We start from the raw sequence: 18,395 nt of genomic DNA, 5'->3' as shown, positions 1-18,395 counted from the left end.
ATCCATGAAGGCTTCGTCAAGCGCAGCGCCCACGGTGCTGATCAGTGAGGTCGGCCCGCGCGACGGCCTGCAAAGCGTGCGCGCCACCATGCCGCTGGCCGCCAAGTGCGCCTGGATCGACGCGCTGGCCGCCGCCGGCCTGCGCGAGATCGAGGTCGGCTCCTTCGTCTCGCCCAAGCTGCTGCCGCAGCTGGCCGACACTGCCGCGGTGGTGCGCCATGCGCTGCGCCACCCGGGCCTGACGGTGATGGCGTTGGTGCCCAACCTGCAGGGTGCACAGGCGGCGGCCGCCGCCGGGGTGCACAAGATCACGCTGCCGGTTTCGGCCAGCGCAGCCCACTCGCTGGCCAATGTGCGCCGCACGCCGCAGCAGATGCTGGACGAGGTGCGCGCGGTGCTGGCCTGGCGGGCCGAGCAGGCGCCGCAGTTGGCGGTGGAGGTGGGCCTGTCCACCGCCTTCGGCTGCACGCTGCAGGGCGCCGTGCCCGAGGACGAGGTGATCGCGCTGGCCGAGGCCCTGGCCGAAGCGGGCGTGGACGAGGTCGGCCTGTCCGACACCACCGGCATGGCCCACCCGGCCCAGGTGCGGCGCCTCTTCACCCGGCTGCGCGCGGCGATCGGCGACAAGGCCGGCGCCGCCCACCTGCACAACACCCGCGGCCTGGGCCTGGCCAATGCGCTGGCGGCCTGGGACGTGGGCGTGCGAACCTTCGATGCCTCGCTGGCCGGCCTGGGCGGCTGCCCGTATGCCCCCGGCGCCAGCGGCAATGTGGTGACCGAGGACCTGGTCTTCCTGTTCGAGGCCATGGGCGTGGCCACCGGCATCGACCTGGACCGCCTGATTGCCGCCCGGGCGCCCCTGGCCGCCGGCCTGCCCGGTGAGCCGCTGTACGGCATGCTGGCCGAGGCCGGCGTGCCGCGGGGCTTCGTCCCAGCCACCCGGATCCCCGCATGAGCGCCCCCACCCTGCCCTACGCCGACACCCGCGTCGTCGAGTTCACCCACATGGTCATGGGCCCGACCTGCGGCCTGGTGCTGGCCGACCTGGGTGCCGAGGTCATCAAGGTCGAGCCGCTGGAGGGCGATGCCACGCGCCGCCTCCTGGGCTCGGGTGCCGGCTTCTTCCCGGTCTTCAACCGCAACAAGAAGAGCCTGGCGCTGGATGTGAAGGACCCGCGCGGTCTGGAGGTGGTGCTGAAACTGGTGGCCACCGCCGATGTCTTCAGCGAGAACTTCCGCAGCGGCACCATGGACAAGCTGGGCCTGGGCTGGGCGGCGCTGTCGGCGCTGAACCCGCGCCTGGTCTATGTGACCCATAAGGGCTTCCTGCCCGGCCCCTACGAGCACCGCACCGCGCTGGACGAGGTGGTGCAGATGATGGGCGGCCTGGCCTACATGACCGGCCCCGAGGGCCAGCCGCTGCGCGCCGGCAGCAGCGTCAACGACATCATGGGTGGCCTGTTCGGCGCGCTGGGCGCGATGGCCGCACTCAAGGCGCGCGAGACCACCGGCCGCGGCCAGCAGGTGCAAAGCGCGCTGTTCGAGAACAACATCCTGCTGGTGGCCCAGCACATGATGCAGTACGCGGTGACCGGCCAGGCACCGCGGCCGATGCCGCAGCGCATCAGCGCCTGGGGCATCTACGACGTGTTCACCGTCAAGGACGGCGAGCAGATCTTCCTGGCCGTGGTCAGCGACGGCCAGTGGCGCAGCTTCTGCACCGCCTTCGGCTTTGCCGACTGGGCCGACGACCCGCGACTGGCCACCAACAACGGCCGCGTGCAGTCACGCGACTGGCTGATGCCGGCGCTGCGCGAGGCGCTGGCGGGCTGGCGGGCGTCGGCGCTGGCGGCGGTCTTCGAGCGCGAGGGCCTGCCCTTTGCGCCGATCAGCCGGCCCGAGCAGCTGATGCAGGACCCGCACCTGCTGGCCAGCGGCGGCCTGGTGCCGGTGACGCTGCCCGATGGCCGCCAGACCCTGACACCGCTGCTGCCGATCACGCTGGACGGCCAGCGCCCGCCGCTGCGTTCGAACCCGCCGGGCATCGGCGAACACGGTGACACACTGCTGCGCCAGCTGGGTTACCGCGACGGCGAAATCGCCGATCTGCGCGCCGCCGGCGTGCTGGGCTGATCAGGCCAGCAGGCGCGCCACCACGGCGGCCGCCGGCTCTTCTCGCGCCAGCGCGTGCGCGGTGCCGGCCCACAAGGGCGAGAAGTCGCCTCGGCCCTGGCCCTCGGCCCAGGCCCGCAGCGGCGCCAGGTCGGCACTGGCCAGCGGAAAGGCCGGCGCGTCGGCGCTGATCGGGCCGGCCTCGCGCATCAGGCGGTTCACCAGCCCGCGCGCCGGGCGGCCGGAGAAGAGGTTGGTCAGCGCCGTCTCGCCACCGGCCGCCAGCGCGGCGCGGTGGACCGCGCCGGTGTCCGCCTCGGGGCAGCGCAGAAAGGCCGTGCCCACCTGCACGGCGGCGGCACCGGCGCTCAGCGCCTCGCGCACCGTGGCCGCGTCGGCGATGCCGCCGGCAGCGATCAATGGCGTCGCACCGGCGAGCGGCCGCACCGCAGCGAGCAGATCACGCCAACCCGCCTGGGCGCTCAGGTCCAGGTCCTCGCGCAGGAAGTGGCCGCGGTGGCCGCCGGCCTCCAGGCCCTGCAGGATCAGCGCATCGACCCCCTGGTCCAGCAGCCAACGCGCCTCGTCCACGGTGGTGGCGCTGCTCCAGACCCGGCAGCCCAGCGCGCGCACGCGCGCCAGCAGGGCCGCCTCGGGCAGGCCGAAGTGGAAGCTGACGATCGGCGGCGGCGCGGCGGCCAGGGCCTCGGCCATCGCGGTGTCGAAAGGGTGGCGCGTCGGCCGCGGCACCCCCTGGGGCGCCGGCAGGCCGGCCTCGGCCGTGTAGGGCGCCAGCCGGGCATGCCAGCGCGCGATGCGCGGTGGATCGTCCGGCGGCGGCCGGTGGCAGAAGAAGTTGACGTTGAGCACCCCCGTGCCATCAGCGGCCCACTCGCCCAGCGCGCGCGCCAGGGCGGCGGCATCGAGCATGCCGGCCGGCAGGCTGCCCACGGCCCCGGTGGCGGCCACGGCACGGGCCAGGCGCAGGCCTTGCGAGCCCGCCATCGGGGCCTGGATCAGGGGCAGTCGGGCGAGCGGATGCAGCGGCGTCATGCCCCGCATCCTGCCATGCCCCCGCACTCAGACGGCGACGCCCACCTGCAGCGTGGCCGCGAAGCCGGCGCTGACGCTGCCGGTCACCGTGGCCAGTTGCAACACGCCGCTGTCGTTGCCGAACACGTTGTCGCTGGCCAGCGAGATGTTGCCGAAGTTGGTGGCGCTGCTGGCATAGCCGCTGGCATTGGCATAGACCTGGGCGCAGGCCGAGGCCGGCAGCGCCAGCTGCGAGGTCTTCACATCGTTGGCGCCGCTGGTGGCCGAGGCCAGGCTGGGGTAGACCTCGAAGTGGATGTGCGGCCAGCGCCCGCTGTAGCAGCCGGGGAAGATGGTGGTGAAGCTGACCTGGCCGTTGGCATCGCTGACCTGCACACCGCGCAGGTAGTTCTCGCCCACCACCGCGCTGGAGTACATCGAATACTCACCATCGCGCGTGGCGTGCCACAGGTAGACCGCGTAGCCGGCCAGCACGGCGCAGCTGTTGCCGCTGTCGACCAGCGTCAGCGTGACCGTCAGCGGCACACCCTCGGCGGTGCCGCTGGCGGTGTCCACGCTGGTGCGGATGTCGCTGCGCACGATGCCGCTGAGCAGCAGCGCGTTGGCCACGCCGCTGCTGTTGCTGTTGGTGCCATCGCCCGGGTAGGGGCCGGCGGTCTCGCTGGGAATCGTGCTGCAGGTGCCGGTGGTCGAACCGGTGTCGGTGCTGCCACTCGTGCTCCCGCTCGTGCTGGTGTCTTCAGCGACGCTGCTGCTGCTGCTGTCCCCGCCGCCGCACCCCAGCAGCGACAGAGGCATCACGCCGGCCGAGGCGATGAGGCCCAGCGCGCGGCGGCGCGCAGCCTGGCTGGACAGGAGGTGGTCAAACGGTGTGGGCATGGTGCGGCAGGGGATGAGGTGTGGGTGACCTCATGCTGCGCGCGCCAGGTTTCGCGCCTGTTGCGCAGGGCTTCCGCCCTGCAAAGCCGCGGCTCAGCGCTCGATGCGCGCCCAGGCCGAGTGGTTGTGGATGGACTCGAAGTTCTCGACGTCCACCCGGTAGCGGCCGATGCGGTCGTCGGCATTCAGTCGCAAGGCCACGTCGCGCACCAGGTCCTCGACGAACTTCGGGTTCTCGTAGGCCCGCTCGGTGATCCACTTCTCGTCGGCGCGCTTGAGCATCGGCCAGATCTCGGACGACGCCGACTCCTCGGCGAAGCGCACCAGCTGATGCCACTCGATGGGCCGAGCCTGCGGGTCCAGCAGTTCGACCCGGATCGTGACCAGCGAGCGCTGGTTGTGCGCGCCGTAGTCGGAGATCTCCTTGGAGCACGGGCACAGGCTCTTGACCGGCACGCCCACCTCGGCCCAGATCGCCGTGTGGCCGCCGCGGCGCTCGGCCACCCAGGCGCCGGCGTAATCCAGCAGGCTCTGCACACCGGACACCGGCGCACGCTTGCGCAGGAAGAAGGAGAAGCGCGCTTCGACCCGGCCTTCCTGCGCGTGCAGCTTGTCGAGCATGGCATCGAGCTGCAGCTTCAGCGTGGCAGCGTCCAGCGGCGCCTGCTGTTCCTCCAGCCAGGCCACGAAGCGCGACATGTGCGTGCCCTTCTGCTCGGCAGGCAGGGCCACATCGAGGTTCCACAGCGCCGCGGTCTGCTGCACCTGGCCCGCCACGCGCAGGCTCAGCGGGTAGCGCACATCCTTCACGCCCACGCGCTGGATCGCCAGATGGCGCTCGTCGCGCTCACTCTGGGTGTCGGGGATGTGCAGGGCGTCGGTCAGCTGATTCATGGACAGTCGGGGTCGGCAGGCATGCAGCATGCCACTTCAGCGGCCCCGTTGCGGTTGAAAGGGTTGATCGCCGCGTTCGAAAAAAATGCGTCAGGCCGCGGCCGTGCGCTCGGTTTCAGCCGGCTTGACCAGCGCCAGCGGAGTGGCGCCAAAGCGCTGCACGATGGCCCGCTCGATGCCGGCAGCATCCAGGCCGCACAGCGACAGCAGCTTGGCCGGATCGCCGTGTTCGATGAATTCGTCGGGCAGGCCCAGGTTCAGCACCGGCACGGCCAGGCCCTCGGCGGCCAGCGCTTCCAGCAACGCTGCACCGGCGCCGCCAGCCACACAGCCTTCCTCGACCGTGACGAGGGCATCGTGGCTGCGCGCCAGCTGCAGCACCAGTTCGCGGTCCAGCGGCTTGACGAAGCGCATGTTGGCCACGCTGGCGTCCAGCTTGTCGGCCGCTTCCAGCGCCGGGTAGAGCAGCGTGCCAAACGCCAGGATGGCGATGCGGCGCCCTTCGCGGCGCAACTCGCCCCGGCCCCAGGGCAGCTGATCGAGTTGCGGCTCGATCGCCACGCCGGCGCCGCTGCCGCGCGGGTAGCGCACCGCCACCGGGTGGTCCTGGTGGAAGGCGGTGGTCAGCGCGCGGCGGCATTCGCGTTCGTCGGCCGGCGTCAGCACGCTCATGTTCGGCACGCAGCGCAGGTAGGCGATGTCATAGGCCCCGGCGTGGGTGGCGCCGTCGGCCCCCACCAGGCCGGCGCGGTCCAGCGCGAAGACCACCGGCAGCTTCTGCAGCGCCACGTCGTGGATCAGCTGGTCATAGCCGCGCTGCAGGAAGGTGGAGTAGATCGCCACCACCGGCTTCAGGCCCTCGCAGGCCAGGCCGGCGGCAAAGGTGACCGCGTGCTGCTCGGCGATGCCCACATCGTGGTAGCGGGTGGGGAAGCGCCGCTCGAACTCGACCATGCCCGAGCCCTCGCGCATCGCCGGGGTGATGCCCACCAGGCGCGTGTCGGCCGCCGCCATGTCGCACAGCCACTGGCCGAAGACCTGGGTGAAGGTGGGCTTGGGCGGCGTGGCGGGCTTTTGCAGGCCGATCTTGGGGTCGAACTTGCCCGGGCCGTGGTAGTTGATCGGGTCGGCCTCGGCCAGCTCGTAGCCGCAGCCCTTCTTGGTGACGATGTGCAGGAACTGCGGGCCCTTGGCGTCGCGCAGGTTCTCGAGCGTGGGGATCAGCGAATCGAGGTCGTGGCCGTCGATCGGCCCCACGTAGTTGAAGCCGAACTCCTCGAAGATCGTGCCCGGCACGACCATGCCCTTGGTGTGCTCCTCGAAGCGCTTGGCGAATTCGTACAGCGGCGTGTGCTTGAGCACGCTCTTGGCGCCCTCACGGGCAGCGGCGTAGAACTTGCCGCTCATCAGGCGCGCCAGGTAGCGGTTGAGCGCCCCCACCGGCGGCGAGATCGACATGTCGTTGTCGTTCAGGATGACCAGCACGTCGGGCAGGCCGGCGCCACCGGCGAAACCGCCGTGGTTCAGGGCCTCGAAGGCCATGCCGCCAGTCAGCGCGCCGTCGCCGATCACCGCCACGCAGCGGCGCTGCTCGCCCTTCAGCCGGGCCGCATGGGCCATGCCCAGCGCGGCCGAGATGCTGGTCGACGAGTGGCCGGTGCCGAAGGTGTCGTACTCGCTCTCCACCCGGCGCGGGAAGCCGCTGATGCCGCCCAGCTGCTTGAGCGTGGCCATGGCCTCACGGCGGCCGGTGAGGATCTTGTGCGGGTAGCTCTGGTGCCCCACGTCCCAGACGATGCGGTCGTGCGGCGTGCTGTAGACGTAGTGCAGCGCGATCGACAGCTCCACCGTGCCCAGGTTGGACGACAGGTGGCCGCCGGTGCGGCTGACGCTGTCGAGCACGAACTGGCGGAGTTCGTCGGCCAGCGTGCCCAGCTGCGAACGGCCAAGCCGGCGCAGGTCGGCCGGACTGTCGATGCTGGCCAGCAGCGCGGCGGGAACAGGCGGTTGGGGCATGGTGCGGTTCAGTTGTTGCGCTCGACCAGGCGGTCGGCCAGCCAGGCCAGGCGGGCCGGTGCCGGCAGCCCGGCGCGGCGCAGCGCGGCCTGGGCCTGGTCACGCAGGGCGATGGCGTAGGCCTGGGCCTGCTCCAGGCCCAGCGTTGACACATAGGTCGGCTTGTTGGCGTCCTGGTCCTTGCCAGCGGTCTTGCCCAGCACCTCGGAGTCCTGGGTGCAGTCGAGGATGTCGTCGACCACCTGGAAGGCCAGGCCGATCGCGTCGCCGTACTCGGCCAGCGCCTCCCAGGCGTCGGCGCTGGTCTGGCCGCAGGCGGCACCCATCAGCACGCTGGCCTGCAGCAGGGCGCCGGTCTTGCGGCGGTGCATGTCGCGCAGCTGCGATTCGTCCAGCGGCTTGCCGACGCTGGCCAGGTCGATCGCCTGACCGCCGGCCATGCCGGCCGAGCCCGACGCGCGCGCCAGCAGCCGCACCAGGCGGGCCTGCAGCGCGGGCTCGATGCCCTCGTCCGGCGTGAGGACTTCGAAGGCCAGCGCCTGCATCGCATCGCCCGCCAGCATGGCCTGGGCCTCGCCGTAGGCCACGTGCGTGGTGGGCTTGCCGCGACGCAGGGCGTCGTCGTCCATGCAGGGCATGTCGTCGTGGACCAGCGAGTAGGCGTGGATCAGCTCCACCGCCACCGCCGAGCGCATCGCGGCCAGGGCCTCGCCCTGGACAGCCTCGGCCGCCGCCAGCACCAGCAGCGGGCGCAGGCGCTTGCCGCCATCCAGCACGGCGTAGCGCATGGCCAGGCCCAGGCCGGCCGGCGCCGTGGCCGGCACCAGGCCCTCCAGGGCAGCCTCGACCTCCGCCAGCTGGTGGCGAGCCCAGGCCTCGCAGTCGTCGATCTTCATGTGTTGTTCGTCCAGGGCTTGAGCTGCCCGTCCTCCAGGACCTTGACCTGCTGTTCCACAGCGTCCAGGCGGCCGCGGCAGAACTCCAGCAGCACCGCGGCACGCTGGTAGCTGCCCAGCAGCCGGTCCAGTGGCAGCTGTCCACCTTCCATGGCCGCGATCAGTCCGTCGAGTTCGGCCAGGGCTTCCTCGTAGCTGGCGGGCTGTCCCGGGTCGGCCTTGGGGCTGGAACGCGGCATGGAGTCAAGAGCAGTGCAAACCGCGATTGTAGTTGGGCGGACGCCACACGGCGCTGACACGGCGCTGCAGCGCAACAGACCCTGCAGACCGGTTCACACCCCGCGGGTAGAATCGGCGCCCCCGCGGGCAGTGCCGGCGGCTTTCACCCTTTCAATCACCTTCGACAATCCCGCCCGCGGGGCCACCGGGCGGGGGGTTCGCAGACATGTTTTTTGGAGATCCTGGGGATCATGTCGGACCTGAGCATCACGCTGGAAGCTCTGGAGCGCACGCGCTCTCAACTCTCTGTTTTCACCTATTTTGATGAGGACCTGTTCCGCCGCGAACAAGCGCTGATCTTTCAGCACGGTCCTCGGTACCTCAGCCATGAGCTGGCGGTGCCGAATGTGGGCGACTACTACGCCCTGCCGCAGGAAGGCGAAGGCCGGATGCTGGTGCGCACGCCCAAGGGCGTGGAGCTGGTGTCCAACGTCTGCCGCCACCGCCAGGCCATCATGCTCAAGGGACGCGGCAACACCCGCAACAGCGTGGTATGCCCGCTGCACCGCTGGACCTACGACCTGCACGGCCAGCTGATCGGCGCGCCGCACTTCGACCACGACCCCTGCCTGCACCTGAACAACTACAAGGTGCGCACCTGGAACGGCATGGTCTTCGAGGACAACGGCCGCGACATCGCCGCTGACCTGGCCGGCCTGGGCCCGCGTGCCGCGCTGGATTTCTCGGGTTACGTGCTCGACCACGTCGAGATGCACGAGTGCCGTTACAACTGGAAGACCTTCATCGAGGTCTACCTCGAGGACTACCACGTCGGCCCCTTCCACCCCGGTCTGGGTCAGTTCGTCACCTGCAGCGACCTGCGCTGGGAGTTCGGCAGCCACCACTCGGTGCAGACCGTCGGCCTGCACGACCGCCTGCGCCAGGCCGGCTCGCCGGCCTACACCCGCTGGCGCGACGAGGTGCTGCGCGTGCACGAGGGCCAGTTGCCCGACCAGGGCGCGATCTGGCTGACCTACTACCCGAACATCATGATCGAGTGGTACCCGAAGGTGCTGACGGTCTCCACGCTGTACCCGGTCAGTGTGGACCGCACCCTCAACGTGGTGGAGTTCTACTACCCCGAGGAAATCGCCGCCTTCGAGCCCGAGTTCTGCCAGGCGCAGCGCGCCGCCTACATGGAGACCTGCCTGGAGGACGACGAGATCGGCGAGCGCATGGACGCCGGCCGCAAGGCCCTGTTCGAGCGCGGCGACGACGAGGTCGGCCCCTACCAGGCCCCGATGGAAACCGGCATGAAGCACTTCCACGAGTGGTACCGCAGGGTCATGGGCATGGGCCGTTCGTCCTGGTAAGGCCTACACAGTCCTGGCGCCACGAAGCTGCGGACGATCTGCCGCAGCTTCGCTCGGTCGAAAACGGCAGCGAGCTGACCTGGGAAGTCACTGCCCGCCAAGGTTACGGCGGCAAGGTGGGAGAAAGGGGTCTCTCTCATGTCCCCCGGCCTTCGGCCTCCTCCTTGACTTCGTTCGACCCCTTTCCCCCACCTCGCTGGTCGTCGTCTTGAGACTGCCCAAGTGAGCGGTCCCGCAACGGCTGCCCCAGACAAGGAACGAGCAGCCAGGGGCTGGCGGCGCTGTCGGGGGCGCCGAGGAGCGCAGGACTGCAGGGCATGCCCCCTGACTGGCCCACACTGTTTGAGCCAAACGAGCCGCAGGCGAGTGGAGCGAGTTTGTGGGCCGCCCTGCAGTCCGAGCACCACAGGGAAGTCGGCGCAGCCGACCGCCACCGTCTGCGACGACAGACCCTGGCCGCTCGGGCCTTGGCTGCGTCACCACCGCTGCAGGCCACCACTTGGATGGACTGCAACGGACGATTTCTGTCGTTAAGCCAATTCCACCAGATGCCATAGGTCCCATTGCTGCCGAGGATCCGCGTGGCGCTGGCGTTCGGCACTTTCGTGGCGCTTGATGCCGACATACGCGTCCACCAGCGGCGCGCCCAGCTGCGCCCGCAGCGGGCTGCTGGATTGCAGCGCGTCCAGTGCCGCGGACAGCGATGTCGGCAGCGCCTGGCCCTCGCCCGGCAGGCGAGCGGCCTGCAGGCCGTCCAGGCCCAGGCCGATCATCGAGGCCAGGATCAGGTAGGGGTTGGCATCGCCGCCGGGCAGGCGGTTCTCGACGCGGCGGGCCGCCGGGCTGGAGGCCGGGATGCGGAAGGCCAGTGAGCGGCTGTCCTCGCCCCAGCTGGCGTGCGAGGGGGCCGCGTCGCTCAGGCGGATGCGGTCATAGGACATGTCGAAGGGGGCGCAGAAGGCCATGGCGGCTGCAGCCCCGGCCTGCAGGCCGGCGATGAAGTGCGGCAGCACCGGCTCGCCGCCCGGCGGGCTGAAGGCGTGCGGCCAGGCGCGGCCGTCGGTGTGCTGCAGGCTCAGGTGCCAGTGCATGCCGGTGCCTGGCTGGTCCAGGAAGGGCTTGGCCGCGAAGCTGGCCAGGAAGCCGCGCCGCGCGGCCAGCTCGCGCGCCAGGCGCTTGAATCGCCACACCGCATCGGCCTGGGCCAGCGGCTCGCCGGGCAGGAAATTGACCTCGTACTGCGACAGCGCCGACTCGTGCGCATGGCCGCTGACCGGGATGCGCTGCGTGGCGCAGGCCTCGTAGAGCGCGTCGAAGAAGCCATCGAAGTGGCCGGCGCGTTCCAGCGAATAGGCCTCGCAGGCGCGCTCGCGGGCCGGCGCATCGGGATGGGCGCGGGCGGCCAGCAGCTCACCCGCGGCGCCGCGCTCCAGCAGGAAGAACTCCAGCTCGGGCGCCACGGTGGCGCGCAGGCCCGCCGCCTTCAGCCGCACCAGCGCCGCACGCAGCGCTGCGCGTGGTGACAGCGCCGAGGCATCCAGGTCCGGGCGCAGCGCGCCGCTGGGCTCGCACACCACGCACAGCTCGCCCGGCCGGCCGGGGCGCGGCGCCAGCGTCGACAGGTCAGGCACCAGGTGCACATCGGCATAGCTGGCCGGCAGCACCGGGCCGATGACGTCGGCTGGCTCGCCGCCGGTGAGCGTCAGGCCCAGCACCACCGAAGGCAGCTTGCAGCCCACCTGGCCCTCGAAATCAGCGCGCGCCACATGCTTGCCGCGCGCCACCGAGCTGAAGTCGCCGGTGGCGCATTCCACGCGTCGGGTGTCGGGGTAGACATCCAGCGCATCGCGCAGGGTGTCGGCGTCGGGCAGTGGCAGGGGCAGGATCGGAGACATCGGTCGGGCCGGGGTGGCGGGGGCCCGGATGATAGGCGGTCGCCGGAACAGCGCCGGGAAGGCCGATGTCCCCGGCCGCTTGTCGGCACGGCCGGGTTCCTAGAATGGCGGCTGTGCACCTGCTGAACGCCGATCTGCACTGCCACTCGGTGCATTCCGACGGCAGCCTGCCCCCCGATGAACTGGCCCGCCTGGCCCATGCCGGTGGCGTGCAGCTGTGGTCGCTCACCGACCACGACGAGCTGGCCGGCCAGCATGCCGCCCGGGCGGCCGCCGAGGCGCTGGGCCTGGCCTATGTCTGCGGTGTCGAGGTCTCGATCAGCTTCCTGGGCGAAACCGTCCATGTGCTGGGCCTGGACGTGGACCCCGACCACCCGGGGCTGAATGCGGGCCTGGCGCGGCTGCGCGCCGGCCGCGAACAGCGGGCCCGCGAGATGGGCGAGAGCCTGGCCCGCGTGGGCATTCACGGCGCCTACGAGGGCGCCCGGCGCTATGCCGGCAACCCGGATCTGGTCTCGCGCACCCATTTCGCCCGCTTCCTGGTGGAGCACGGCCACTGCGCCAGCGTCCACGAGGTTTTCCAGCGATACCTGAAGGAAGGCCTGCCCGGCTTCGTGCCGCACCACTGGGCGGCGCTGGGCGAAGCGATGCAATGGATCCGCGATGCCGGCGGCCTGCCGGTGCTGGCGCATCCGGCGCGCTACCGCTTCTCGCCCACCGAGGAGTGGGCGCTGTTCCATGAGTTCGTCGGCCACGGCGGCGTGGGTGTCGAAGTCACCTGCGGCGCGCACTTTCCCGACGAGGCCACCCGCTACGCCGCCACCGCGGAGGAATTCGGCCTGCTGGCCTCGCGCGGGTCGGACTTCCATGCCCCGGGCGAAAGCCGGGTGGCGCCGGGCGAGCTGCCCGACCTGCCTGCCCGCTGCACCGCGGTCTGGACCCGCTGGGCCGACCGGCTGCAGCACCTGCGCCCGGCCGCCGAACTGGCCTGACCCCTGGCGCCTTCAGCCGGTCTTCAGCCGCTGCTCAGCCAGCCTTCATGCCGGCGCCGCACCATGGCGTTCACGGGCACGGTGCCCGCAAGGAGCCTGACCATGCACCCCGAACTTCGCCTCTTCATCCAGCGCTGGCTGGGAACTGTCGCCCTGGCCCTGGTGCCGGTGGTTTTCACCGCCTTCATCAGCCTGCCGGTGGCGCTCGAGCGACATCCCGGCGAGCCCCCGGCGCTGCACGCCCAGCACATGACCTGACCCACCCGCGGCAGGCGCGACAATCGGGCCACCATGGCCCAGTATTTCGAGGTTCATCCCGACAACCCCCAGGTCCGCCTGCTCAAGCAGGCGGCGCAGATCCTGCATGCCGGCGGCGTGGCCGCGGTGCCCACCGACTCCAGCTACGCGCTGGTCTGCCACCTGGACGACAAGACCGCTGCCGAGCGCCTGCGCAAGATCCGCCAGGTCGACGACAAGCACCACCTGACGCTGCTGTGCCGCGACCTGTCGGAGCTGGCCAGTTACGCGCGCGTCGACAACCGCCAGTTCCGCCTGCTCAAGCTGGGCACGCCGGGGCCGTTCACCTTCATCCTGGAAGCCACCAAGGAGGTGCCGCGGCGGCTGTCGCACCCCTCGCGCCGCACCATCGGCCTGCGCGTGCCCGAGCACCGCGTGCTGCAGGCGCTGCTGGAGGAGCTGGGCCAGCCGCTGCTGGCCACCACGCTGATTCCACCCGGCGAGACCGAAGCGCTGAACGATCCGCACGAGATCCGCGACCGCTTCGAGAAGCAGTTGCAGGCGGTGGTGGATGCAGGCGCCTGCCCCTTCGAGTCCACCACCATCGTCGACCTGACCGGCGACGAGCCCGAGCTGCTGCGCCGCGGGCGGGGTGACCCGGCGCTGCTGGGGCTGTAGACGGGCGGGATGCAGCCCCTGGCGCCGGACACCCCGGAGCGTCGCGTGTTCACCGCGGCCCTGTTCGCTGCCTGGGCCCTGGCGATGTGCGTGGTCGGCGTGGCCTTGGGCCTGAGGCCCGTGGTGAGCACGCTGTGGACGGCCTGGCAGACCCGCCACTGGATCCCGGTGGAGGTCACGGTGATCGAGCAGGCGATGCCGGACCCGGACGACCCGCCACTGCCGCTGGCCACCTACCGCTACAGCGTCGATGGGCGCTCCTACGTGGCCGATCGCATCGGCGTGGCACCACTGGCCTACGATGGCTTTGACCACTGGCATGCCGACTGGACGCAACGCCTGCAGCGCGCGCAACAGGACGGTTTCACGCTGCCGGGCTGGGCCGATCCGCGGGCGCCTCACCGCGCGGTGCTGGACCGCCAGCTCCGGATCAAGCCGCTGCTCTGGCGCGGCGTGATCGCCCTGGTGCTGCTGTCGCTGGCCGGGATGGCCTACCGGGCATTGGGACCAGCCTGGCGCGGTGACGACTGGACACGCCAGCGCGGCGTCTGGGGCTTCGCCGGCCTGTGGATCGGCATCACGGCGCCGATGGCCGGCTTCTGGTTCCTGCAGGAGCCGGGCCTGCCGGGGCTGGCTTTCGCCCTGGTGTTCTGGGGCGGCGCCTTCGTGCTGATCCTGGGCAGCCGGCACGGCCGGGTGCACGCCGGCTGATCAGCGCAGCGCGTCGCGCACCCGCTCGGGGCTGAAACCCAGCTGCGGCTGGCCACGTACGAACAGCAGCGGGGTGCCCGGCGCGCCCTGGGCCTGGAAGCGGGCCATGCAGGCGCCGTCACGCTCGACCAGGCACTCGTCGAAGGGCACCTGTTGCGCCGTCATCCAGCGCCGCGCGGCGGTGCAGAAAAGGCAGGTCTCGCTGGAGACCATCAGGATGTCGCCCGGCTTCGCCAGCCGGGCGATCTCCTCACCCACCTGGCCGTCACGCCAGGCCTGGAAGGCCGGCCAGCCGACCAGGGCCAGCCCGGCGATCAGGCCCAGGGCGAGCTGGTCTCGACGGCTCACCGCCACGACGCGCTGCCCGGGAGCGCGCGCGCCTCGAGCCAGGACCGGCGTGGCAAGCCCGCAGGCACGTCAGACCGCGGCGGTGACGACGATCTCGATCTTCCACTCGGGCTTGGCCAGCGCCGCCTGCACGGTGGCGCGCGGCGGCGTGTGGCCGGCCACGACCCAGGCTTCCCAGACGCTGTTCATCGCCGCGAAATCGGCCAGGTCGGCCAGGAAGATCTGCGCGCGCAGGATCTTGGTCTTGTCGCTGCCGGCACGGGCCAGCAGGGCGTCGATCGCGTCCAGCACCTGGCGCGTCTGGCCCTGGATGTCCTGGCTGCCATCGGCGGCCACCTGGCCGGCGAGGTACACGGTGCCGTTGTGGACGGCCATCTCGGACATGCGGGGGCCGACGTCGAATCGCTGGATCATGATCAGTGCTTTCCTTGGGAAGTCTTGCGCGTGTGGCGCGTGTGATGGGAGGGATGGGGTTCGTGCGCCGGCGCAGCGGCGGCAGCGGCCTTCTGGCCGATCTTCGATTCGGTGCCCGCCAGCAGCTTGCGGATGTTGGCGGCGTGGCGCCACACCAGCAGCGCGCTCATCACGGCAATCGCCCCGACCATCGGCGACACGCCGAAGGCCAGCAGCTGGATCACCGGCGCGGCCACGGCAGCCAGGATGGAGGCCAGCGAGGAATAGCGCGTGAAGTAGGCCACCGCCAGCCACAGCCCCATGCAGGCCAGGCCGGTCACCGGCACCAGAGCCAGCAGCACCCCCACCGCGGTGGCCACGCCCTTGCCGCCCTGGAAGCGGAAGAACACCGGCCACAGGTGGCCCAGGAAGGCGGCCAGGCCGACCAGGCCCAGCGTGCCCTCGCCCCAGCCGAAGCGCGGCGCCAGCCACTGCGCCAGCAGCACCGGCACCACCCCCTTGAGCGCATCCAGCAGCAGCGTCAGGATCGCCGCCTTTTTGCTGCCCGAACGCAGCACATTGGTGGCGCCGGGATTGCCCGAGCCGTAGCTGCGCGGGTCAGCCAGGCCCATCGTGCGGCTGACGATGACCGCGAACGACAGCGAGCCGATCAGGTAGGCCACGAGCGTGGCCGCCAGGGTGGACAACAAGGACATGGGCAGGGGGCGCGGGGCCGGATGAACCGGGCGTGGAGTGTAAGCCCCCCGACCAGGCACCCTGCCCGTGGCTTGACCCGACGTGCCCGCCCGGCCGGGTGGTGGTGACTGGCGCTGGACGCCCGCAGCGGGTCCATCCGGGCCGGTCGCACCTGCCACCGGCCCGCCTCGGAGCAGGCGCTCCAGCCGCATGACCACACACATTGACACATCTGGGCGCCTGCAAACGTTGACAGTCTGATCGCGGTCAAGACGGCTGCGGGGATGCCCGCTGGGCTGGCCACCCGGCTGCAGGCAAGATCGCGGGATGGGAGACGACACGCTGCACTCGATCGAGGAGCGCCTGTGGCAGGAGCTGGTCCGCGCACCGCAGCGCGGCCACCCCTGGCGCCTGTGCACCCTGGCCACGGTCACGCCGGAGGGCCTGCCCGATGCGCGCAGCGTGGTGCTGCGCCAGGTCGATCCGGCCGAGCGCGAGCTGTGCTTCTTCACCGACACCCGTTCTCCCAAGGTGGCGCAGATCGCCCGCCAGCCCCAGGGCGTGCCGGTGATGTGGTCGGCCGAGCTGGGCTGGCAGCTGCGCCTGGGTGTGCACCTGGAGGTGCTTGACAGCGGCCTGGCCGTGCTGTCGCACTGGACCCGGTTGAAGATGACGCCCGCCGTGTTCGACTACCTCAGCCCGGTGCCGCCGGGCAGCCCGCTGGAGCGCCCGTCCGCTGAGCGCGGCGACCGCGAGCACTTCGGGGTCATCTGCGCCCGCGTGCAGACGATCGACTGGCTCGACCTGAACACCAACGGCCAGCGCCGCGCGCGCTTCGGCCCCGGGCCCGGCACGGCCAGCTGGCTGGCGCCTTGACCCGCTGAGCCCCCCAGGGCCGGGCTGCGCCCAGCCCGCCCCCGCGGGAAACCAGGACACTTGGGGCGGCCCGGCGTTGCCTTGAGAGGGGCCCCAGGCAAACCCTGAGCCGGCCTCGGCGCCGGGTTGCCCCGTCGCGGTGACACACTGTGCCGGCGGGCGGCCGTTTCCGCAGCGCACCGGCATGGCGCATGACTTGCAACCCCTGCGCCATCGCCAGCAGACGAAGGACCCCATGGCCAACGAGGACGGCGCACTTGCCGACGGCCGGGCTCGCGCCCGCCAACTGGAAGACCAGGTCAACGCGGTCGTGGTGGGCCAGGCCACCGCAGTGCGCCAGCTGGTGACCGCGGTCTTCGCCCGCGGCCATGTGCTGCTGCAGGGCGATGTGGGCGTGGGCAAGACCACCTTGCTGCGCGCGGTGGCGCGCGGCCTGGGCGGCGGCTTCGCGCGCATCGAGGGCAGCGTCGACCTGATGCCCAATGACCTGCTGTACCACGCCTATGTCGACGAATCCGGCCGGCCGGCCATCGAGCCCGGCCCGCTGACCCGCGAGGGCACCTCGCTGGCGATCTTCTTCTTCAACGAGATCAACCGCGCCCGCCCGCAGGTGCATGCGCTGCTGCTGCGCGCCATGGCCGAGCGCAGCGTGCAGGCCTTCAACCGCGAGGTGCAGCTGCCGCTGCTGCAGGTCTTCGCCGACCGCAACCGGTTGGAGCGCGAGGAGACCTTCGAGATCGCCAGCGCCGCGCGCGACCGCTTCATGATGGAGATCGCGGTAGACGCGCCCACCGACCTGGCGCTGCGGCGCGCCCTGGCCTTCGACCCGCGCTTTCACGACACCGACAGCCTGGTTGCCGAGGTGCCCGAAGGCATCGCGCCGATCGCCGCGCTGCCAGTGCTGTCTCAGGCGATCCAGCGCGCCGTGCACGCCTCCGAGGCGCTGCAGGACTACGCGCTGCGGCTGTGGGAGGCCACCGCCGCCCCCCAGCGCGTGGGGGTGGAGCTGCCCGGCGTGGACAGCGCGGCCCTGGTGCTGGCCGGCGCCAGCCCGCGCGGCATGAGCCTGCTACTGCGCGCCGCGCGCGTCAACGCCTGGCTCGACGGCCGCGACCACCTGCGCCCGGTCGACGTGCGCGCGGTCTTCGGCCCCTGCATCGCCCACCGCCTGTGCCTGCAGCCAGCCTACGAGTTGCGCCGCGAGGCGCTGCTGCCGCCCCTGATCGAGCAGCTGCTGGCGCGCGTCGGGGCCCCCTGATGACGGACGGGCCGCGCGAGATCCCCTACCGCCTGCGCTGGGACGCCGGCGGTCACCGCCCCGGCGCCCACCGCAGCCGCCAGGGCGATGCCGGCCTGGCCTTTCGCGGCCACCGCCGCCTGGTCGATGGCGGCGATCCGCGCCGCCTGGACATCCACGCCAGCCTGCGCGACCCGCTGGGCCAGTGGTGGGTGCGCACGCTGGCCGAGCGGCGCGCCGTCACGGTGGTGCTGCTGGCCGACCTGTCGGCCTCGATGGACGACGACACGCCGCCGCCACGGGTGCAGGCGCTGGCCGCGCTGGCCGACAGCCTGGCCTGGTCGGCCCAGCGCCTGGGCGATGCCTTCGGTTGCCTGGGCGCCGACCGCGTGCTGCACCGCCTGGGGCCCTGGCCGCCCACGCGCCAGCGCGGCAGCGGCCCGGTGCTGGCACAGGCGCTGCAATCCCACCAGCGCAGCGGCCCGCGCGCCGCTGGCATCGACGGCCTGCTGGCCGCGGTGGCCGAGCTGCCGCGCCAGCGCTGCCTGGTCTTCCTGGCCTCCGACTTCCACTGGCCACCCGATGCCTTGCACGCGGTGATGGACGCGCTCGCACCCCATGACGTGGTGCCGGTGGTGCTGTGGCAGCGCCGCGACTTCGAGCTGCCGGCGCGCGACGGCCTGGCCTGGCTCCAGGATGCCGAAGGCCACGGCGCCCACCTGGTGTGGGTGCGGCCGGCGCTGCGCCAGCGCCACGCCGACCGCCTGGCCCAGGCCCGCCAGGCGCTGACCGAGCGGCTGCGCCACTGGCAGCGCCAGCCGGTGTTCCAGATCGATGGCTTCGACCCCGATGCGTTCGCGGTGCATTTCCAGGCCTGAGCGGCAGGTCGC

20 protein-coding genes are annotated in these 18,395 nt (G+C 71.6%); 10 read left to right on the top strand and 10 right to left on the bottom strand.

The window, feature by feature from the left end; genetic code table 11:
- Positions 1-4 precede the first annotated feature (4 nt).
- On the top strand, positions 5-955 hold the full coding sequence (locus KAK07_RS01830) for a hydroxymethylglutaryl-CoA lyase (RefSeq protein WP_210858671.1): 951 nt from the start codon (positions 5-7) through the stop codon (positions 953-955).
- Entirely contained in the window at positions 952-2,133 is a 1,182-nt protein-coding gene (locus KAK07_RS01825) for a CaiB/BaiF CoA transferase family protein (protein WP_210852079.1), read from the top strand. The genes KAK07_RS01830 and KAK07_RS01825 overlap by 4 nt, the downstream gene beginning before the upstream one ends.
- Here KAK07_RS01825 and KAK07_RS01820 read toward each other — a convergent pair whose 3' ends face one another.
- The 6 genes from KAK07_RS01820 to xseB all read right to left on the bottom strand — a co-directional run bounded on the left by KAK07_RS01820 (position 2,134) and on the right by xseB (position 8,089).
- Positions 2,134-3,165: an NAD(P)H-dependent flavin oxidoreductase gene (locus KAK07_RS01820; RefSeq protein WP_210858669.1), complete on the bottom strand. Its 1,032-nt coding sequence runs from the start codon at positions 3,163-3,165 to the stop codon at positions 2,134-2,136. It abuts the gene before it with no gap.
- A 27-nt stretch (positions 3,166-3,192) separates the two neighbouring features.
- Positions 3,193-4,044 carry an intradiol ring-cleavage dioxygenase gene (locus KAK07_RS01815; protein ID WP_210858667.1) on the bottom strand — a complete coding sequence of 284 codons (852 nt, stop codon included), beginning with the start codon at positions 4,042-4,044 and terminating at the stop codon, positions 3,193-3,195.
- Between the two features lie 93 nt (positions 4,045-4,137).
- Positions 4,138-4,938 (bottom strand): GTP cyclohydrolase FolE2, encoded by an 801-nt coding sequence (gene folE2 / locus KAK07_RS01810; RefSeq protein ID WP_210858665.1) that lies wholly within the window; start codon positions 4,936-4,938, stop codon positions 4,138-4,140.
- A 90-nt stretch (positions 4,939-5,028) separates the two neighbouring features.
- A complete protein-coding gene (dxs, locus tag KAK07_RS01805; RefSeq protein ID WP_210858663.1) occupies positions 5,029-6,954 on the bottom strand; it encodes a 1-deoxy-D-xylulose-5-phosphate synthase in 1,926 nt (641 codons plus the stop codon).
- A gap of 8 nt (positions 6,955-6,962) precedes the next feature.
- The gene (locus KAK07_RS01800; RefSeq protein WP_210852074.1) at positions 6,963-7,850 is read right to left on the bottom strand and encodes a polyprenyl synthetase family protein; all 888 of its coding nucleotides are present in this window, start codon (positions 7,848-7,850) and stop codon (positions 6,963-6,965) included.
- On the bottom strand, positions 7,847-8,089 hold the full coding sequence (gene xseB, locus KAK07_RS01795) for an exodeoxyribonuclease VII small subunit (RefSeq protein ID WP_210852073.1): 243 nt from the start codon (positions 8,087-8,089) through the stop codon (positions 7,847-7,849). Before xseB ends, KAK07_RS01800 begins: the two co-directional genes overlap by 4 nt.
- Positions 8,090-8,320: 231 nt before the next feature.
- On the opposite strand from xseB, the gene KAK07_RS01790 reads away from it, so the two are divergent.
- Complete coding sequence (locus KAK07_RS01790) at positions 8,321-9,442, top strand: aromatic ring-hydroxylating oxygenase subunit alpha (RefSeq protein ID WP_210852072.1); 1,122 nt, start codon at positions 8,321-8,323, stop codon at positions 9,440-9,442.
- Between the two features lie 530 nt (positions 9,443-9,972).
- Here the strand turns inward: KAK07_RS01790 and KAK07_RS01785 are convergent.
- The gene (locus KAK07_RS01785; RefSeq protein WP_210858661.1) at positions 9,973-11,337 is read right to left on the bottom strand and encodes a type I glutamate--ammonia ligase; all 1,365 of its coding nucleotides are present in this window, start codon (positions 11,335-11,337) and stop codon (positions 9,973-9,975) included.
- Between the two features lie 104 nt (positions 11,338-11,441).
- Between KAK07_RS01785 and KAK07_RS01780 the strand changes: the two genes are divergently transcribed.
- The 4 genes from KAK07_RS01780 to KAK07_RS01765 all read left to right on the top strand — a co-directional run bounded on the left by KAK07_RS01780 (position 11,442) and on the right by KAK07_RS01765 (position 13,955).
- Positions 11,442-12,329 carry a PHP domain-containing protein gene (locus KAK07_RS01780; protein WP_210858659.1) on the top strand — a complete coding sequence of 296 codons (888 nt, stop codon included), beginning with the start codon at positions 11,442-11,444 and terminating at the stop codon, positions 12,327-12,329.
- A gap of 102 nt (positions 12,330-12,431) precedes the next feature.
- Positions 12,432-12,587 (top strand): hypothetical protein, encoded by a 156-nt coding sequence (locus KAK07_RS01775; protein WP_210852069.1) that lies wholly within the window; start codon positions 12,432-12,434, stop codon positions 12,585-12,587.
- Positions 12,588-12,620: 33 nt separating this feature from the next.
- Positions 12,621-13,244: an L-threonylcarbamoyladenylate synthase gene (locus KAK07_RS01770; protein WP_210852068.1), complete on the top strand. Its 624-nt coding sequence runs from the start codon at positions 12,621-12,623 to the stop codon at positions 13,242-13,244.
- A gap of 45 nt (positions 13,245-13,289) precedes the next feature.
- On the top strand, positions 13,290-13,955 hold the full coding sequence (locus tag KAK07_RS01765) for a DUF3592 domain-containing protein (protein ID WP_210858657.1): 666 nt from the start codon (positions 13,290-13,292) through the stop codon (positions 13,953-13,955).
- On the opposite strand, the gene KAK07_RS25680 is transcribed toward KAK07_RS01765, so the two are convergent.
- From KAK07_RS25680 to plsY, 3 genes are all read right to left on the bottom strand, one after another.
- Positions 13,956-14,303, bottom strand: coding sequence for a glutaredoxin family protein (locus KAK07_RS25680; protein ID WP_210852066.1), 348 nt, complete (start codon positions 14,301-14,303; stop codon positions 13,956-13,958). It abuts the gene before it with no gap.
- 69 nt (positions 14,304-14,372) lie between these two features.
- Positions 14,373-14,717: a RidA family protein gene (locus KAK07_RS01755; RefSeq protein WP_210852065.1), complete on the bottom strand. Its 345-nt coding sequence runs from the start codon at positions 14,715-14,717 to the stop codon at positions 14,373-14,375.
- Positions 14,718-14,719: 2 nt separating this feature from the next.
- Complete coding sequence (gene plsY, locus KAK07_RS01750) at positions 14,720-15,412, bottom strand: glycerol-3-phosphate 1-O-acyltransferase PlsY (protein ID WP_210858655.1); 693 nt, start codon at positions 15,410-15,412, stop codon at positions 14,720-14,722.
- A 307-nt stretch (positions 15,413-15,719) separates the two neighbouring features.
- Between plsY and KAK07_RS01745 the strand changes: the two genes are divergently transcribed.
- The 3 genes from KAK07_RS01745 (at position 15,720) to KAK07_RS01735 (ending at position 18,383) form a co-directional block, all read left to right on the top strand.
- Positions 15,720-16,268, top strand: coding sequence for a pyridoxamine 5'-phosphate oxidase family protein (locus KAK07_RS01745; protein WP_210858653.1), 549 nt, complete (start codon positions 15,720-15,722; stop codon positions 16,266-16,268).
- Positions 16,269-16,503: 235 nt separating this feature from the next.
- Positions 16,504-17,526: an AAA family ATPase gene (locus KAK07_RS01740; RefSeq protein ID WP_210852253.1), complete on the top strand. Its 1,023-nt coding sequence runs from the start codon at positions 16,504-16,506 to the stop codon at positions 17,524-17,526.
- The gene (locus tag KAK07_RS01735) at positions 17,526-18,383 is read left to right on the top strand and encodes a DUF58 domain-containing protein (protein ID WP_210858650.1); all 858 of its coding nucleotides are present in this window, start codon (positions 17,526-17,528) and stop codon (positions 18,381-18,383) included. Before KAK07_RS01740 ends, KAK07_RS01735 begins: the two co-directional genes overlap by 1 nt.
- Positions 18,384-18,395 lie beyond the last annotated feature (12 nt).

The sequence above is a fragment of the Ideonella alba genome (assembly GCF_018069875.1).
In the GTDB taxonomy this organism is placed as follows: Bacteria; Pseudomonadota; Gammaproteobacteria; order Burkholderiales; family Burkholderiaceae_C; genus Ideonella; species Ideonella alba.
The sequence above is the reverse complement of the archived record's forward strand: the minus strand, read 5'-3'. Positions and strand labels throughout refer to the sequence as shown.

Bases quoted from the DNA above. Each gene is read 5' to 3' on its own strand.
- KAK07_RS01820 (WP_210858669.1), bottom strand. From the start codon at position 3,165: ATGACGCCGCTGCATCCGCTCGCCCGACTGCCCCTGATCCAGGCCCCG.
- KAK07_RS01775 (WP_210852069.1), top strand. From the start codon at position 12,432: ATGCACCCCGAACTTCGCCTCTTCATCCAGCGCTGGCTGGGAACTGTC.
- KAK07_RS01755 (WP_210852065.1), bottom strand. From the start codon at position 14,717: ATGATCCAGCGATTCGACGTCGGCCCCCGCATGTCCGAGATGGCCGTC.
- KAK07_RS01740 (WP_210852253.1), top strand. From the start codon at position 16,504: ATGGCCAACGAGGACGGCGCACTTGCCGACGGCCGGGCTCGCGCCCGC.
- KAK07_RS01800 (WP_210852074.1), bottom strand. From the start codon at position 7,850: ATGAAGATCGACGACTGCGAGGCCTGGGCTCGCCACCAGCTGGCGGAG.
- dxs (WP_210858663.1), bottom strand. From the start codon at position 6,954: ATGCCCCAACCGCCTGTTCCCGCCGCGCTGCTGGCCAGCATCGACAGT.
- plsY (WP_210858655.1), bottom strand. From the start codon at position 15,412: ATGTCCTTGTTGTCCACCCTGGCGGCCACGCTCGTGGCCTACCTGATC.
- KAK07_RS01745 (WP_210858653.1), top strand. From the start codon at position 15,720: ATGGGAGACGACACGCTGCACTCGATCGAGGAGCGCCTGTGGCAGGAG.
- KAK07_RS01790 (WP_210852072.1), top strand. From the start codon at position 8,321: ATGTCGGACCTGAGCATCACGCTGGAAGCTCTGGAGCGCACGCGCTCT.
- KAK07_RS01780 (WP_210858659.1), top strand. From the start codon at position 11,442: ATGGCGGCTGTGCACCTGCTGAACGCCGATCTGCACTGCCACTCGGTG.
- KAK07_RS01785 (WP_210858661.1), bottom strand. From the start codon at position 11,337: ATGTCTCCGATCCTGCCCCTGCCACTGCCCGACGCCGACACCCTGCGC.
- KAK07_RS01830 (WP_210858671.1), top strand. From the start codon at position 5: ATGAAGGCTTCGTCAAGCGCAGCGCCCACGGTGCTGATCAGTGAGGTC.
- KAK07_RS01770 (WP_210852068.1), top strand. From the start codon at position 12,621: ATGGCCCAGTATTTCGAGGTTCATCCCGACAACCCCCAGGTCCGCCTG.
- KAK07_RS01825 (WP_210852079.1), top strand. From the start codon at position 952: ATGAGCGCCCCCACCCTGCCCTACGCCGACACCCGCGTCGTCGAGTTC.
- xseB (WP_210852073.1), bottom strand. From the start codon at position 8,089: ATGCCGCGTTCCAGCCCCAAGGCCGACCCGGGACAGCCCGCCAGCTAC.
- folE2 (WP_210858665.1), bottom strand. From the start codon at position 4,938: ATGAATCAGCTGACCGACGCCCTGCACATCCCCGACACCCAGAGTGAG.
- KAK07_RS01735 (WP_210858650.1), top strand. From the start codon at position 17,526: ATGACGGACGGGCCGCGCGAGATCCCCTACCGCCTGCGCTGGGACGCC.
- KAK07_RS01815 (WP_210858667.1), bottom strand. From the start codon at position 4,044: ATGCCCACACCGTTTGACCACCTCCTGTCCAGCCAGGCTGCGCGCCGC.